At 58.7% G+C, this 13,154-nt stretch carries 14 protein-coding genes, 1 tRNA gene and 1 pseudogene; 5 read left to right on the top strand and 11 right to left on the bottom strand.

Annotated features, from left to right (window positions below):
- From ACIO0C_RS14730 to ACIO0C_RS14710, 5 genes and pseudogenes are all read left to right on the top strand, one after another.
- A pseudogene (locus tag ACIO0C_RS14730) lies at positions 1-633 on the top strand (glycine dehydrogenase (aminomethyl-transferring)); the annotation flags it as partial.
- A gap of 204 nt (positions 634-837) precedes the next feature.
- A complete protein-coding gene (locus tag ACIO0C_RS14725; protein ID WP_401313158.1) occupies positions 838-2,214 on the top strand; it encodes an L-serine ammonia-lyase in 1,377 nt (458 codons plus the stop codon).
- A 36-nt stretch (positions 2,215-2,250) separates the two neighbouring features.
- Complete coding sequence (gene gcvT, locus ACIO0C_RS14720; protein WP_401313155.1) at positions 2,251-3,375, top strand: glycine cleavage system aminomethyltransferase GcvT; 1,125 nt, start codon at positions 2,251-2,253, stop codon at positions 3,373-3,375.
- A 401-nt stretch (positions 3,376-3,776) separates the two neighbouring features.
- Positions 3,777-3,989 carry a cold-shock protein gene (locus ACIO0C_RS14715; RefSeq protein ID WP_007977299.1) on the top strand — a complete coding sequence of 71 codons (213 nt, stop codon included), beginning with the start codon at positions 3,777-3,779 and terminating at the stop codon, positions 3,987-3,989.
- Between the two features lie 94 nt (positions 3,990-4,083).
- On the top strand, positions 4,084-4,572 hold the full coding sequence (locus ACIO0C_RS14710; RefSeq protein ID WP_046818799.1) for an RDD family protein: 489 nt from the start codon (positions 4,084-4,086) through the stop codon (positions 4,570-4,572).
- Between the two features lie 130 nt (positions 4,573-4,702).
- On the opposite strand, the gene nadA is transcribed toward ACIO0C_RS14710, so the two are convergent.
- The 11 genes from nadA to ybgC form a co-directional block, all read right to left on the bottom strand.
- Positions 4,703-5,761 carry a quinolinate synthase NadA gene (gene nadA / locus ACIO0C_RS14705; protein ID WP_008054654.1) on the bottom strand — a complete coding sequence of 353 codons (1,059 nt, stop codon included), beginning with the start codon at positions 5,759-5,761 and terminating at the stop codon, positions 4,703-4,705.
- Between the two features lie 264 nt (positions 5,762-6,025).
- Positions 6,026-6,101, bottom strand: a tRNA-Lys gene (locus ACIO0C_RS14700).
- A 63-nt stretch (positions 6,102-6,164) separates the two neighbouring features.
- Positions 6,165-6,857: a 7-cyano-7-deazaguanine synthase QueC gene (queC, locus tag ACIO0C_RS14695; RefSeq protein ID WP_401313151.1), complete on the bottom strand. Its 693-nt coding sequence runs from the start codon at positions 6,855-6,857 to the stop codon at positions 6,165-6,167.
- 1 nt (position 6,858) lies between these two features.
- A complete protein-coding gene (gene queE / locus ACIO0C_RS14690) occupies positions 6,859-7,506 on the bottom strand; it encodes a 7-carboxy-7-deazaguanine synthase QueE (protein ID WP_007995628.1) in 648 nt (215 codons plus the stop codon).
- 167 nt (positions 7,507-7,673) lie between these two features.
- Positions 7,674-8,519, bottom strand: coding sequence for a tol-pal system protein YbgF (ybgF, locus tag ACIO0C_RS14685; RefSeq protein WP_401313149.1), 846 nt, complete (start codon positions 8,517-8,519; stop codon positions 7,674-7,676).
- 6 nt (positions 8,520-8,525) lie between these two features.
- Positions 8,526-9,023: a peptidoglycan-associated lipoprotein Pal gene (gene pal / locus ACIO0C_RS14680; RefSeq protein ID WP_401313146.1), complete on the bottom strand. Its 498-nt coding sequence runs from the start codon at positions 9,021-9,023 to the stop codon at positions 8,526-8,528.
- A 52-nt stretch (positions 9,024-9,075) separates the two neighbouring features.
- Positions 9,076-10,356: a Tol-Pal system beta propeller repeat protein TolB gene (gene tolB / locus ACIO0C_RS14675; protein ID WP_401313165.1), complete on the bottom strand. Its 1,281-nt coding sequence runs from the start codon at positions 10,354-10,356 to the stop codon at positions 9,076-9,078.
- 17 nt (positions 10,357-10,373) lie between these two features.
- The gene (gene tolA / locus ACIO0C_RS14670; protein ID WP_401313144.1) at positions 10,374-11,471 is read right to left on the bottom strand and encodes a cell envelope integrity protein TolA; all 1,098 of its coding nucleotides are present in this window, start codon (positions 11,469-11,471) and stop codon (positions 10,374-10,376) included.
- Positions 11,471-11,923 carry a protein TolR gene (gene tolR / locus ACIO0C_RS14665; protein WP_162276380.1) on the bottom strand — a complete coding sequence of 151 codons (453 nt, stop codon included), beginning with the start codon at positions 11,921-11,923 and terminating at the stop codon, positions 11,471-11,473. Before tolR ends, tolA begins: the two co-directional genes overlap by 1 nt.
- Before the next feature lie 23 nt (positions 11,924-11,946).
- Positions 11,947-12,642, bottom strand: a complete 696-nt coding sequence (gene tolQ / locus ACIO0C_RS14660; protein ID WP_401313142.1) for a protein TolQ — start codon at positions 12,640-12,642, stop codon at positions 11,947-11,949.
- Positions 12,632-13,099: a tol-pal system-associated acyl-CoA thioesterase gene (gene ybgC, locus ACIO0C_RS14655; protein ID WP_401313139.1), complete on the bottom strand. Its 468-nt coding sequence runs from the start codon at positions 13,097-13,099 to the stop codon at positions 12,632-12,634. Before ybgC ends, tolQ begins: the two co-directional genes overlap by 11 nt.
- Positions 13,100-13,154: the final 55 nt, after the last annotated feature.

Below are 13,154 nucleotides of genomic sequence, written 5' to 3'. Positions count from 1 at the left end.
GGCGCGGTGTGCGCCGCGCCGTTCGGCAGCGCGAGCATCCTGCCGATCACCTGGATGTACATCCGCATGATGGGCGGCGCTGGCCTGAAACGCGCCTCGCAGCTGGCAATCCTCAACGCCAACTACATTTCCCGGCGCCTCGAAGAGCACTACCCGGTGCTGTACACCGGCAGCAACGGCCTGGTGGCGCACGAATGCATCCTCGACCTGCGCCCGCTGAAAGACAGCAGCGGCATCAGCGTCGATGACGTGGCCAAGCGCCTGATCGACTTCGGCTTCCACGCCCCGACCATGTCCTTCCCGGTGGCCGGCACCTTGATGATCGAGCCCACCGAAAGCGAATCCAAAGAAGAACTGGACCGCTTCTGCGACGCCATGATCCGCATCCGCGAAGAAATCCGCGCAGTGGAAAACGGCACCCTGGACAAGGACGACAACCCACTGAAAAACGCCCCGCATACCGCGGCGGAGCTGGTCGGCGAGTGGTCGCACCCGTACAGCCGTGAGCAGGCGGTTTATCCGGTTGCCTCGCTGATCGAAGGCAAGTACTGGCCGCCGGTCGGCCGCGTCGACAACGTCTTCGGCGATCGCAACCTGGTCTGCGCCTGCCCGTCGATCGAAAGCTACGCTTAAACGAATGAGGGGGGCATTTATCTGCACCCGATTTCAATAACACCACAAAACCCTGTGGGAGCTGGCTTGCCAGCGATGAGGGTGGATCTGTCGACATTTCTGTTGCCTGACACACCGCCATCGCTGGCAAGCCAGCTCCCACAGGATCGTGACCAGCCCGAAAAATTTCCGCCAATTCCTATAACAAGAAACCGGAGAACAACCATGTCGTTAAGCGTGTTCGACCTGTTCAAGATTGGCATCGGCCCCTCCAGTTCCCACACCGTCGGCCCGATGCGTGCTGCCGCACGTTTCGCCGAAGGTTTGCGCCGTGAAGGGCTGCTCACAGCGACCGCTTGCGTCAAAGTCGAGCTGTACGGCTCACTCGGCGCCACCGGCAAAGGCCACGGCAGCGACAAGGCTGTGTTGCTCGGCCTGGAAGGCGAACACCCGGACACCGTGGATACCGAAACCGTCGCCGCCCGCCTGCACGACATTCGCGGCAATGGTCGCTTGAACCTGCTGGGCGAACACAGCATTGCGTTCAATGAGAAAGAACACCTGGCGATGATTCGCAAGCCCTTGGCCTATCACCCCAACGGCATGATCTTTCGCGCCTTCGACGCCGCGGGCCTGCAAATCCGCAGCCGCGAGTACTACTCGGTCGGTGGTGGTTTTGTCGTCGATGAAGACGCCGCCGGTGCCGACCGCATCGTCGAAGACGCCACCCCCCTGACCTTCCCGTTCAAAAGTGCCAAGGACCTGCTGGGCCACTGCACCACCTATGGCTTGTCCATCAGCCAGGTGATGCTGACCAACGAAAGTGCCTGGCGCCCGGAAGCGGAAACCCGCGCCGGCCTGCTGAAAATCTGGCAAGTGATGCAGGACTGCGTCGCCGCCGGCTGCCGCAACGAAGGCATCCTGCCCGGGGGCCTGAAGGTCAAGCGCCGGGCAGCAGCGCTGCACCGGCAACTGTGCAAGAACCCCGAATCGTCACTGCGCGATCCACTGTCGGTACTGGACTGGGTCAACCTGTACGCCCTGGCGGTCAACGAAGAAAACGCCAATGGCGGACGCGTGGTGACAGCCCCGACCAACGGCGCGGCCGGGATTATCCCGGCGGTACTGCATTACTACATGCGCTTCATCCCCGGCGCGAACGATGACGGGGTGGTGCGCTTTCTGCTGACCGCCGCGGCCATCGGCATCCTGTACAAGGAAAACGCTTCGATCTCGGGCGCCGAAGTCGGTTGCCAGGGCGAAGTCGGCGTGGCCTGTTCAATGGCGGCGGGCGCCCTGTGCGAGGTGCTTGGCGGCACCGTGCAACAAGTGGAAAACGCCGCGGAAATCGGCATGGAACACAACCTCGGGCTGACCTGCGACCCGATCGGCGGGCTGGTGCAAGTGCCTTGCATCGAACGCAACGCCATGGGTTCGGTCAAGGCCATCAATGCCGTGCGCATGGCCATGCGTGGCGACGGGCAGCACTTCGTGTCCCTCGACAAGGTCATCCGCACCATGCGCCAGACCGGCGCCGACATGAAAAGCAAATACAAGGAAACCGCCCGTGGCGGTTTGGCGGTCAACATTATCGAGTGCTGATGCGCGCTCATCTTCACACTTCTCCAGGAGCTGAATATGTCCACCGAACAACTGTTGAAAACGCCGCTGCACGCGCTGCACATCGAACTGGGCGCGCGCATGGTGCCGTTCGCCGGCTATGACATGCCGGTGCAGTACCCGCTGGGTGTGATGAAAGAACACCAGCACACCCGCGAGCAGGCCGGCCTGTTCGATGTCTCGCACATGGGCCAGATTCGCCTGACCGGCGCCAATGCCGCCAAGGCCCTGGAAACCCTGGTGCCGGTGGACATCGTCGACTTACCGGTGGGCATGCAGCGCTACGCAATGTTCACCAACGAGACCGGTGGCATCCTTGACGACCTGATGGTCGCCAACCTGGGCAACGACGAACTGTTCCTGGTGGTCAACGCTGCGTGCAAGGACCAGGATCTGGCCCACCTGCGCAAGCACATCGGCGACCAGTGCACCATCGAGCCGCTGTTCGAAGAACGCGCCCTGCTTGCCCTGCAAGGTCCGGCTGCAGTGACCGTGCTGGCACGTCTGGCGCCAGAAGTGGCAAAGATGACCTTCATGCAGTTCGCCCGCGTGAAACTGCTGGGCGTGGACTGCTTTGTCAGCCGCTCGGGTTACACCGGTGAAGACGGTTTCGAAATCTCCGTACCGGCCACCAACGCCGAAGCCCTGGCCCGCGCCCTGCTGGCCGAACCTGAAGTGGCGGCCATCGGCCTCGGCGCGCGCGACTCCCTGCGCCTGGAAGCCGGCCTGTGCCTGTACGGCCATGACATGAACACTGACACCAGCCCGATCGAAGCCAGCCTTTTGTGGGCCATCTCCAAGCCGCGTCGTACCGACGGTGTGCGCGCCGGCGGCTTCCCTGGCGCAGAAAACGTGTTCGCCCAGCAACAATCTGGTGTTACCCGCAAGCGCGTCGGATTGCTACCGCAGGAACGCACCCCGGTGCGCGAAGGGGCTGAAATCGTCAACGAAGCCGGCGAAATCATCGGCAGCGTTTGCAGCGGCGGGTTCGGACCGACCTTGGGCGGCCCATTGGCCATGGGTTACCTCGACAGCGCCTACACCGCTATCGATACGCCAGTATGGGCAATTGTTCGTGGGAAAAAGGTGCCTTTACTTGTAAGCAAAATGCCATTTGTTCCGCAACGCTACTATCGCGGCTGATTGACTGTTCCTATAAGTAACGCGGTTGCGCTTACACTGCACTAATGTGTAACGCAACCGCCATAAAATAGTGCATCGTTTGGCTGTAAGCTTCGATTATGAACTTTGCTTATAACGATCGAAAACAATTGAACACCGCCAGCGCATAAGCCCGTGCTAGTTGTCGGGTGTGCCAGCAACCTGAGCAAATCCGGGCCTCTCACAGGGCTTGTTTTTTCTCCCGTAGTTGGCGTAGAGTTTGTTCACTGTGTTTGCATGGGTCGCTTGGAATCGTGACCTGGGCAGTAGCCTACAAGTTAGCTACATCCCGTTCGACGTCTTCTTACTCTCCTGCAACCAGCCCCAGTACTCTTTCATCAGAAGGAGACTGTCATTAATTTTTGCGTCAAAGGAAATAAGAAATGTCCCAACGTCAGAGCGGTACCGTCAAGTGGTTTAACGACGAGAAAGGTTTTGGTTTTATCACGCCTGAAAGCGGTCCGGATCTGTTCGTGCATTTCCGCGCCATCCAGGGCAACGGCTTCAAGAGCCTGAAAGAAGGCCAGAAAGTGACTTTCATCGCTGTGCAGGGCCAGAAAGGCATGCAAGCTGACGAAGTACAAGCAGAAGCTTAATCTTCTGTAACGAAAAAGCCTCTGATGCTGACATCAGGGGCTTTTTTGTGCGCGTAAATCCGTAAAATGGCTTCTTTTGCGTCCAGAGGCTGCCATGTCGAAACACCTGCTCAAACCCCAGGGCGACTTCCCCGCCGTCGGCCTGGGTCGTCGCCTGGCAGCGATGTTTTATGACTTCCTGCTGTGTACGGCCCTGCTGATCGTCACCAGCGGCGTCTACAAGATGATCCAGATGGCGATCATCGGCGAAGAGAAAATGCGCACCCTCACCGAAGCGGGCGCGCTGGACGGCGATCCACTGCTTTCAACGGTGCTGCTGTTCGTACTGTTCGGCTTCTTCGCCAAGTTCTGGACTTACTCAGGGCAGACCCTGGGCATGCAGGTCTGGGGCGTGCGCGTACAGAATGCCGATGGCTCGTCCATCAGCCTGTGGCAGGCGCTGTTGCGTTTTGTGGTGTCGATCGCGTCGTTGCTGTGCGTGGGCCTGGGGTTCTTTTGGTCGCTGTTCGACAAGCAGAAGCGCAGCTGGCATGACATGTATTCCAATACCCAGCTTGTTAGGATCCCAAAGAAAACCAAGTAATTCAGCCATACGAAAACCGTGGGAGCGAGCTTGCTCGCGATGGCGGTCTGTCAGTCAAATATATGTTGACTGATACTCCGCTATCGCGAACAAGCTCGCTCCCACAGGTTTTTTTGCTGAATGAGAGATCTCAGGCGTTCCCAGCCAGCTTCATCCGCGCCGCCTGCGTAAAGTCGAGCATTCGCTTCAACGGCCGAATAGCCTGCGGAATCAACGCCGGATCAACAAAGATCTCGTTCGTACCCTCCTTCAAGCTCTTGAGCGTGCGCTCAAGGGTGTTCATCGCCATCCAGGGGCAATGCGCGCAGCTGCGGCATGCCGCGCCGTTACCGGCCGTAGGCGCTTCGATAAAGACCTTGTCCGGGCACAGCTGCTGCATCTTGTAAAAGATACCGCGATCGGTAGCGACGATCAGGGTCTTGTTCGGCAGGCTCTGTGCCGCCGCGATCAATTGGCTGGTGGAGCCAACGGCATCCGCCAACTCGATCACCGAGGTCGGCGACTCCGGGTGCACCAGGATCGCCGCATCCGGATACAGCGCCTTCATGTCTTCAAGCTGCTTGGACTTGAACTCTTCGTGAACAATGCAGGCACCGTCCCACAGCAGCATGTCGGCACCGGTCTGACGCTGAATGTAGGTGCCCAGGTGCTTGTCCGGCCCCCAGATGATGGTTTCACCGTTATCCATCAGGCTTTCGACGATTTCCAGCGCGCAGCTGGAAGTCACCACCCAGTCCGCGCGGGCTTTGACCGCCGCCGAGGTATTGGCGTAAACCACCACCGTACGCTCCGGATGCTGGTCACAGAACGCAGAAAACTCATCGACGGGGCACCCAAGGTCCAGCGAGCACGTCGCTTCCAGGGTCGGCATCAGGATGCGCTTTTCCGGATTGAGGATCTTGGCCGTCTCGCCCATGAATTTCACACCGGCGACCACCACCGTCTTCGCCGGATGGGCGTTGCCGAAACGGGCCATCTCCAGCGAGTCGGAGACACAGCCTCCGGTCTCTTCGGCCAGGGCCTGAATCACCGGATCGCAATAGAAATGCGCCACCAGCACCGCGTCCTGAGCCTTGAGCTCGGCAGCGATGGCGGCACGATAATAAGCTTCCTCGTCGGCGGTCAGCGGCTTGGGCTGCTTGGCGTCGAGGTGGGCTTGAACCAGAAGGCGTTCGGAAATCTGCGTCATGTTCGCAAGACCTGCAGGCGCTTAAGCGCGAAAGTCGAGTATACACCCCGGCTCTGGACCCAAGAGGTACCGCCGGGAGAGTGAGTAATCATCAGAGCTTTGAAGAGGCGCAAGGCTACAGAATATCCGCGGGATGCAAAAGATGATTCTGACCTGAGCCATGCAGTGCTGGCCGGGATCGGCGAACGCACAAATCGCAGGCAAAAAAAAAACCCGGAAATCCTCACTTGCGTGGGCCTTCCGGATTTTCTAAACCGCCAAAAATGGTGGGTCGTGTGGGATTCGAACCTACGACCAATTGGTTAAAAGCCAACTGCTCTACCAACTGAGCTAACGACCCGCTGTGTGGTGGCGCGTATAATACTGATTTTTAAGGACTATTCAACACCTATTTTAAAATAATTCAAAAATAAGGTGTTGGGTCGCTGATTCCGGCCGCCGCAAAGCCTTCTGCGCGCAGTCGGCAGCTGTCGCACTTGCCGCAGGCACGGCCGTCATCGTCGGCCTGATAGCAGGAAACGGTCAGGCCGTAGTTCACGCCAAGCTTTACACCTGCCTGGACGATCTGTGCCTTGCTGAGGTTTTGCAGCGGCGCCTGAATGCGAAAGCCCTTCCCTTCCACGCCGGCCTTGGTCGCCAGATTGGCCATGCGCTCGAAAGACTCGATGAACTCGGGCCGGCAGTCCGGGTAACCGGAGTAATCCACCGCATTGACGCCGATGAAGATGTCCTGTGCACCGAGCACTTCCGCCCAGCCCAGCGCCAGGGACAGGAACACCGTGTTACGCGCCGGCACGTAAGTCACCGGAATGCCTTCGCCCAACTCTTCCGGGATATCGATGCTACTGTCAGTCAGCGCCGAGCCGCCCATGCCATTGAGGTTAAGACCGATGACCTTGTGCTCGATTACACCCAGGTCGCGGGCGACGCGTTCGGCGGCGTACAGTTCAGCGTGAGACCGCTGACCATAGTCGAAGCTCATGGTGTAGCAGCTGTAGCCTTCGGCACGCGCCATGGCCACGACAGTTGCCGAATCCAGGCCGCCGGACAACAGGATGACCGCACGTTTTTCAGCAGTGTTCAGTGGTTCAGTCATTTCAACGCCCCGGCTCATCGTTCCAAAGATATTTATGCAGCTGCAATTGCAAACGCACTGGCAGGTTGTCCGCCACTACCCAGTCCGCCAGATCTCGAGCATTGAGATCGTGGTGGCTTGGCGAGAACAGGACTTCACCGGCGCGCTGATCCAGACCGTACTGGATCAGCTTGGACACGGACCAGTCATAGTCCTCCCGCGAGCAGATGACAAATTTCACCTGATCGTTGGGCGTCAGCAGCTCGATGTTTTCGTAACGGTTGCGGTGCGCTTCCTTCGAACCCGGGGTTTTCAGGTCGACAACGCGACTGACCCGGGAATCTACCGCCGAGATATCAATCGAGCCACTGGTTTCCAGTGACACTTCGTAACCGGCATCGCACAAGCGCTTGAGCAATGGAATGGCATTGGGCTGGGCCAGGGGTTCGCCACCGGTGACACAGACGTAACGCGGCCGAAAGCCGGCTACCTGCTCGAGGATATCGTCGAGGGTGCGAATGGTCCCACCGGTGAATGCGTAGGCGCTGTCGCAGTATTGGCAACGCAGAGGGCAACCGGTCAGGCGCACAAAAACAGTGGGCAGGCCAGCAGTCCGCGTTTCACCCTGCAACGAGTAGAAAACTTCGGTAATTCTCAATGTGTCTTGCATAGTCGCCACGGGCGTAACAGCTAAACAGGCTGTCCGCCTCCGTCAGGCACTTCAAGGAACCCCGGCAATGCGCAGGCCCCAAAAAGCGTGTTTCATAAAATGGGCGTGAATTCTAACGAAAAAACCCGCGGCAAGCGCGGGTTTCTTCGAAACGGGTCTAGCAGCCCTTACATTTTCTGCAGGTCACGCTGGGCCAGCTGAGCGGCGGAAGTGCCCGGATACTGGGCCACCACCTGCTGCAGAATGCCTTTTACCTTGTCAGGATGACCGAGGCGGCGCTCTACATCAGCGAGCTTGTACAGCGAGTCAGGCACTTTGGCGTGCTTGGGGTACAGCTGCGAAACCTTGGCAAAAGCCTGACCTGCACCTTGCAGATCGCCTTTGGCCAGGTTCACTTCGCCCAACCAGTACTGGGCATTGCCAGCGTACTGGCTGTTCGGGTATTTGCGCAGGAAAGCGGCAAAGGCCTGGCTGGCCTTGTCGAAATCCTTGGCCTTGATCAGGTCGAAGGCAGCATCGTAATAGAGCTTTTCCTTCGCCGGATCCGCCGGTTCGCTACCCGCGGCGGGTGCTTGAGCGGCTGCCGCTCCTGCACCTGCAGCTGCGCCAGCTGCTGCACCGGGGGCATTCAAATCGCCACCGGTGGAAGAATTTTCAGGCGTCGCGGCAGGTGCAGCACCGCTACCTATGCGCCGATCAAGATCCTGGTATCGCTCCAGGCTTTCCTGCTTCATGCGCGCTACATCATTTTGCAGAACCTCGATTGCACCTTGCTGGCGCTCGATCTGTTGCTGCATGGATTGCAGTTGGTTGAACAGCTCGCCCTGTGCCGAGACAGGGGCCGAAACCCCTCCCCCGGCATAGGCGCCGTTCGTACCGTAACCTGCAGGCGGATAACTGGTCCCGCTATTGTTATAGCCGGAGTCGTTTTCGACCACAGGAACCGCAGCCCACGCCGCAAGCGGCGCGAGGCTGAGAGCCAGAACAGTTACAGCACGACGGCACGTTCGCATGGCGAATTACTTACGCAGTTCGACGCGACGGTTTTGAGCCCAGGACTGCTCGTCGTTGCCGGTAGCAACTGGACGCTCTTCGCCGTAGGAAACCAGTTCCAGCTGAGCTGGGGAAACACCTTGCAGTACCAGGTAGCGCTGAACGGCTTTCGCACGACGCTCGCCCAGTGCCATGTTGTACTCACGAGTACCACGTTCGTCGGTGTTGCCTTCCAGAACAACGCGAGCGCCGTTTGCTTTCAGGTCTTTGGCGTGAACGTCCAGAGCGCGCTTGGCTTCTGGCTTCAGGTCCGAACTGTCGTATTCGAAGTAGAAAGTGGTGATAGCGCGCAGTGCAGCTTCTTCGCTCAGGGAGCCGTCAACTGCACCAGTGTTTGCGCCGTAACCAGCGTTTGGATCTACCGCGCCTTCACCGGCATTGTCGCCGCCTTTGGACGAGCAACCTACAGCTACAGCCATGGCCAGTGCCAGCGCAGCAAATTTACCAAACTTCAGCATTTCCATCGTGAAACTCCTAATGAACCCCAGTGTGTTAAGTACAACGTATAGCGCCGCGTCAGTTCAGGTAAGGGGACCAGGAAGGTTCTCTGACTTCGCCTTGAGCGGTAGGAAGCGGGAGCCTTACGCGTCCATTGATAGACACGAGCATCAAGACTCCCCGGCCCTGCTGGCGGGTGGCGTAGATTACCATGGTGCCGTTGGGCGCGACAGTGGGCGACTCGTCCAGAGTGCTATCAGTGAGGATTTTTACGCTACCGCGTTGCAAATCCTGGGCCGCCACCTTGAAATTGGTGAAACCTTCCTGACGATGGATCATCACCAGGGTCTTTTCATCGGCCGACAGTTTAGGGTTGGCGTTGTAGTTACCGACGAAAGTCACGCGCTCGGCACCACCGCCACCCGCGCTGGTCTTGTAGATCTGAGGCTTGCCGCCACGGTCGGAGGTGAAGTAGATGGTCGAACCATCCTTGCCCCAGAACGGTTCGGTGTTGATGCCCTGACCGTTGGTGACACGACTGATCTGACGCGAACCCAGGTTCATCACGTAGATGTCCGGGTTACCGTCCTTGGACAATACGAATGCCAGGCGATTGCCATCCGGCGACCAGGCTGGCGCGCCGTTCAGGCCTTCGAAGTTGGTGATTTGCTCACGGCGACCGGTGTCGATGTTCTGCATGAAAATACGCGGACGCTTCTGCTCGAACGAGACGTAGGCGATGCGCTTGCCATCGGGAGCGAAACGCGGCGACAGGATCGGCTCGCGCGATTGCAACAGGGTCACGGCACGGGCACCGTCATAGTCCGAACGTTGCAGCGTGTAGCGCGTGTTCTTTTCGGAGAAGCGCTCGGCCGTCACGTACAGCAGACGAGTCGAGAACGCACCCTTGATGCCGGTAAGCTTTTCGAACGACTGGTCCGCGATGTAGTGCGACATGTCGCGCAACTGATCGACGCTGCCCGATACGCTGCCGGTGAGCACTTGTTGCTCGGTGGCGACGTTGAACAGGGCGTATTGAACCTGCAGGCGACCGCCCGCTGGCGCAATGCTGCCGACCATGACGTACTGGGCGCCCAGCGCCTTGAAGTCACGGAAGATGATTTCGCTCGCCTGGCTTGGCTGGCTGATCATGTTCTGTTTTGGAATCGGCGAGTAGTAACCCGAGTTGCGCAGGTCGTTACCGATGATTTCCGCCATGTCGTCCGGCAGCACGCTACCGCCCTGGTTGCCGAACGGCACGACTGCGATCGGGGTAGCCCGATCGCTGCCGCTGGTGACCAGAATGTTTTTCTCATCTGCCATCGCGATCCCTGCCATGCAGCAGATCACGACGAGCATTCCTCGAAGGAGGTTTCTCACGGGGCTAGATCCTCAGGTGTGAATGTCATCTTGAATGAACGATACGGAGCAAAATCGCTCGGCTTCATTCCCTGCATTTCTGTCAAACGTCCAATATTCTTCACTGCCGCTACGGCTGAAGCGTCAAACGGACCGTCGCCACTGGACTTGAGCACCTTGACCGAAGTCACCGTACCGTCCGGCAACATGCCGATTTGCAGCTGAACCGTCATGCCTTTGCGAGCCGAAGGTGGACGGGCCCAGCCTTCCGCTGCACGCACTCGAATCAGATCATCGAAGCTGCCGGCGACTTCGTCGCCCTGCTCATCGGCCAAGGCCTGCTGACGCTGAGGCGTGTCGGAAAGCAAATCTGCCAAGGCCTGGGCCTTCTTGTCTTCGGCGGATTTACGTGCCGCGTCCTGCGCTTTCTTCTTCGCAGCATCGGCAGCAGCTTTCTTCTTCGCTTCTTCGGCGACTTTCTTCTTCGCCTCTTCAGCTTCAGCTTTCTTCTTGGCGTCTTCGGCGGCTTTCTTCTTCGCGTCTTCGACGATCTTTTTCTTCGCTTCTTCAGCGGCCGCTTTCTTGGCCTCTTCTTCAGCAGCCTTCTTGGCTTCTTCTTCCGCTTTCTTCTTGGCTATATCAGCCAATTGTTTCTCTTCTGCCTTCTTGGCTTCGGCGGTCTTCTTCGCTTCATCGGCTTTCTTGGCTTCGTCGGCCTTCTTGGCCTCGTCAGCCTTTTTCGCCTCTTCCGCTTTCTTCGACTCGTCGGCCTTCTTGGCTTCCTCGGCCTTTTGAGCCGCTTCTTCTTTCTTTTGTTCCGCAGCCTTCACCGCTTCCTGTTCGACCTTCTTCTGTTCCAACTGCTCGACTTCGGTCTGGCGCGCGGCGGATTTCTTCGCCTCACCCGCAATCTTCTGATTGGTCTGGGTGGTAGCCTGACTTTTCGATTTCAGCTGGTACAGGGTCGCCTGGACAATCGGCTTGGCCGGCGGCAACTCCGGAGTGAAGGCAAAACTGACGAACAGCATGCCGAACACCAGCACGTGCAAGCCAATCGCCCAGACACTAGGCCAGAAGTAGCTTTCCGAGGCGGACGGCTCTCGCTGTTGCTGCATCAGGGCGCCTCGGTAATCAAGCCAACATTACCGACGCCGGCTTTCTGCAACCCGCCCATCGCGCCCATGACAGACCCGTAGTCGACGCTCTTGTCGCCACGAATGAAGACCTGGGTACGCTTGCCGCCTTCGTTGCCCACGCGAATGATCTTGGTCACCGCGTCAGTCATTTGCGGCAGGGTCATGGCGCGGTCTTGTTGCTTCTCTGTATCGACTTCGCTGCCAAGGTTCCAGTAGTAGGTCTTGTCAGCCTTGATCGAAATGGTCAGGACCTGGGTGTTGTTGTCTTGCGGCAAGGCTTCGCTGGAAACCTTCGGCAGATCAACTTTCACGCCCTGATTGAGCATTGGCGCGGTCACCATGAAGATGACCAGCAGCACCAACATCACGTCGATGTAGGGCACCACGTTCATCTCGGCGACCGGCTTGCGCTTTTTGCGAGCTCGAGCGATTAAAGCCATTGGAAATTACCTGCTTATTCTTCGCTGGTGTGCACTTTGCGGTGCAGGATCGCCTGGAATTCGTCGGCGAAGGTGTAGTAACGGCCCAGCAAGGTTTCGCTGCGGGCAGCAAAACGGTTGTAAGCGATAACGGCTGGAATGGCAGCGAACAGACCTATCGCGGTGGCGATCAGGGCTTCGGCGATACCCGGTGCCACGGTGGCCAGGGTCGCTTGCTGGGCAGTCGCCAGGCCACGGAAGGAGTTCATGATGCCCCAGACGGTACCGAACAGACCGATGTACGGGCTCACGGAACCGACGGTGGCGAGGAACGGCAGGCTCTGCTCGAGCTTTTCTTCTTCACGGGAAATGGCAACGCGCATGGCACGGGCCACACCGTCCATGACCGCTTCCGGGTCAACGCCTGGCTGCTGGCGCAGACGGGAGAATTCCTTGAAGCCGGCACGGAAGATCTGCTCGACACCGGAATCCGGGTCCGGGTTGCTACCGGCCTGACGGTAGAGTTTGGACAGGTCGATACCCGACCAGAAGCGCTCTTCGAAGCTCTCCAGGGCGCGTCGACCGGCGCGCAGCAGGTTGCTGCGCTGAAAGATCATGATCCATGAGGTCACCGATGCGGCTACCAGGGTCAGCATTACCAGTTGCACCACGATACTGGCATTGCTGACCAGGCTCCACATGGAGGAATGGTCGACGACGTTAGCTTCCACGCTTTATCTCCTGCTTTGAGTGTGTACCCGCGCCGCTCACGGCGGCAAAGGCCGCTCGCAGAGCTTCGGGAATGGCCCGGGGTTTTAAACTTTCAGTGCGCACACAGGCCACAAGAAACTGCCCTTCACAGAGCAGTGCATCATCTGTGGCCCGCCTGACCTGCTGCTTGAAGCGCAAGCTGGCACGGTTCAATTCGACTACTTCAGCGCTTACCAGCAGCTCGTCATCCAGTCGCGCCGGCGCGTGATAGCGCGCTTCGCTGGAATGCACGACGAACAACAGGTCCTCTCCGGCAAGCTGCGATTGGGCAAAGCCCAGCTCACGTAGCCGCTCGGTTCGAGCCCGTTCCATAAACTTGAGGTAATTGACGTAATACACGATGCCGCCCGCATCGGTGTCCTCGTAATAAACGCGACAACGATGTGCGAAAGGCTCAAGCCCGTTTTGCGCGCGCATACTCTAGTGCTTACTCCTCGGGTTGCCAATCCGGCCAGGCAACTGTTTTTCAATG

It is taken from the genome of Pseudomonas sp. NPDC087336 (assembly GCF_044744285.1).
GTDB lineage: Bacteria > Pseudomonadota > Gammaproteobacteria > Pseudomonadales > Pseudomonadaceae > Aquipseudomonas.
This window is presented reverse-complemented; position numbering and strand designations above follow the sequence as displayed.

Bases quoted from the DNA above. Each gene is read 5' to 3' on its own strand.
- ACIO0C_RS14725 (WP_401313158.1), top strand. From the start codon at position 838: ATGTCGTTAAGCGTGTTCGACCTGTTCAAGATTGGCATCGGCCCCTCC.
- gcvT (WP_401313155.1), top strand. From the start codon at position 2,251: ATGTCCACCGAACAACTGTTGAAAACGCCGCTGCACGCGCTGCACATC.
- ACIO0C_RS14715 (WP_007977299.1), top strand. From the start codon at position 3,777: ATGTCCCAACGTCAGAGCGGTACCGTCAAGTGGTTTAACGACGAGAAA.
- ACIO0C_RS14710 (WP_046818799.1), top strand. From the start codon at position 4,084: ATGTCGAAACACCTGCTCAAACCCCAGGGCGACTTCCCCGCCGTCGGC.
- nadA (WP_008054654.1), bottom strand. From the start codon at position 5,761: ATGACGCAGATTTCCGAACGCCTTCTGGTTCAAGCCCACCTCGACGCC.
- queC (WP_401313151.1), bottom strand. From the start codon at position 6,857: ATGACTGAACCACTGAACACTGCTGAAAAACGTGCGGTCATCCTGTTG.
- queE (WP_007995628.1), bottom strand. From the start codon at position 7,506: ATGCAAGACACATTGAGAATTACCGAAGTTTTCTACTCGTTGCAGGGT.
- ybgF (WP_401313149.1), bottom strand. From the start codon at position 8,519: ATGCGAACGTGCCGTCGTGCTGTAACTGTTCTGGCTCTCAGCCTCGCG.
- pal (WP_401313146.1), bottom strand. From the start codon at position 9,023: ATGGAAATGCTGAAGTTTGGTAAATTTGCTGCGCTGGCACTGGCCATG.
- tolB (WP_401313165.1), bottom strand. From the start codon at position 10,356: ATGCTCGTCGTGATCTGCTGCATGGCAGGGATCGCGATGGCAGATGAG.
- tolA (WP_401313144.1), bottom strand. From the start codon at position 11,471: ATGCAGCAACAGCGAGAGCCGTCCGCCTCGGAAAGCTACTTCTGGCCT.
- ybgC (WP_401313139.1), bottom strand. From the start codon at position 13,099: ATGCGCGCGCAAAACGGGCTTGAGCCTTTCGCACATCGTTGTCGCGTT.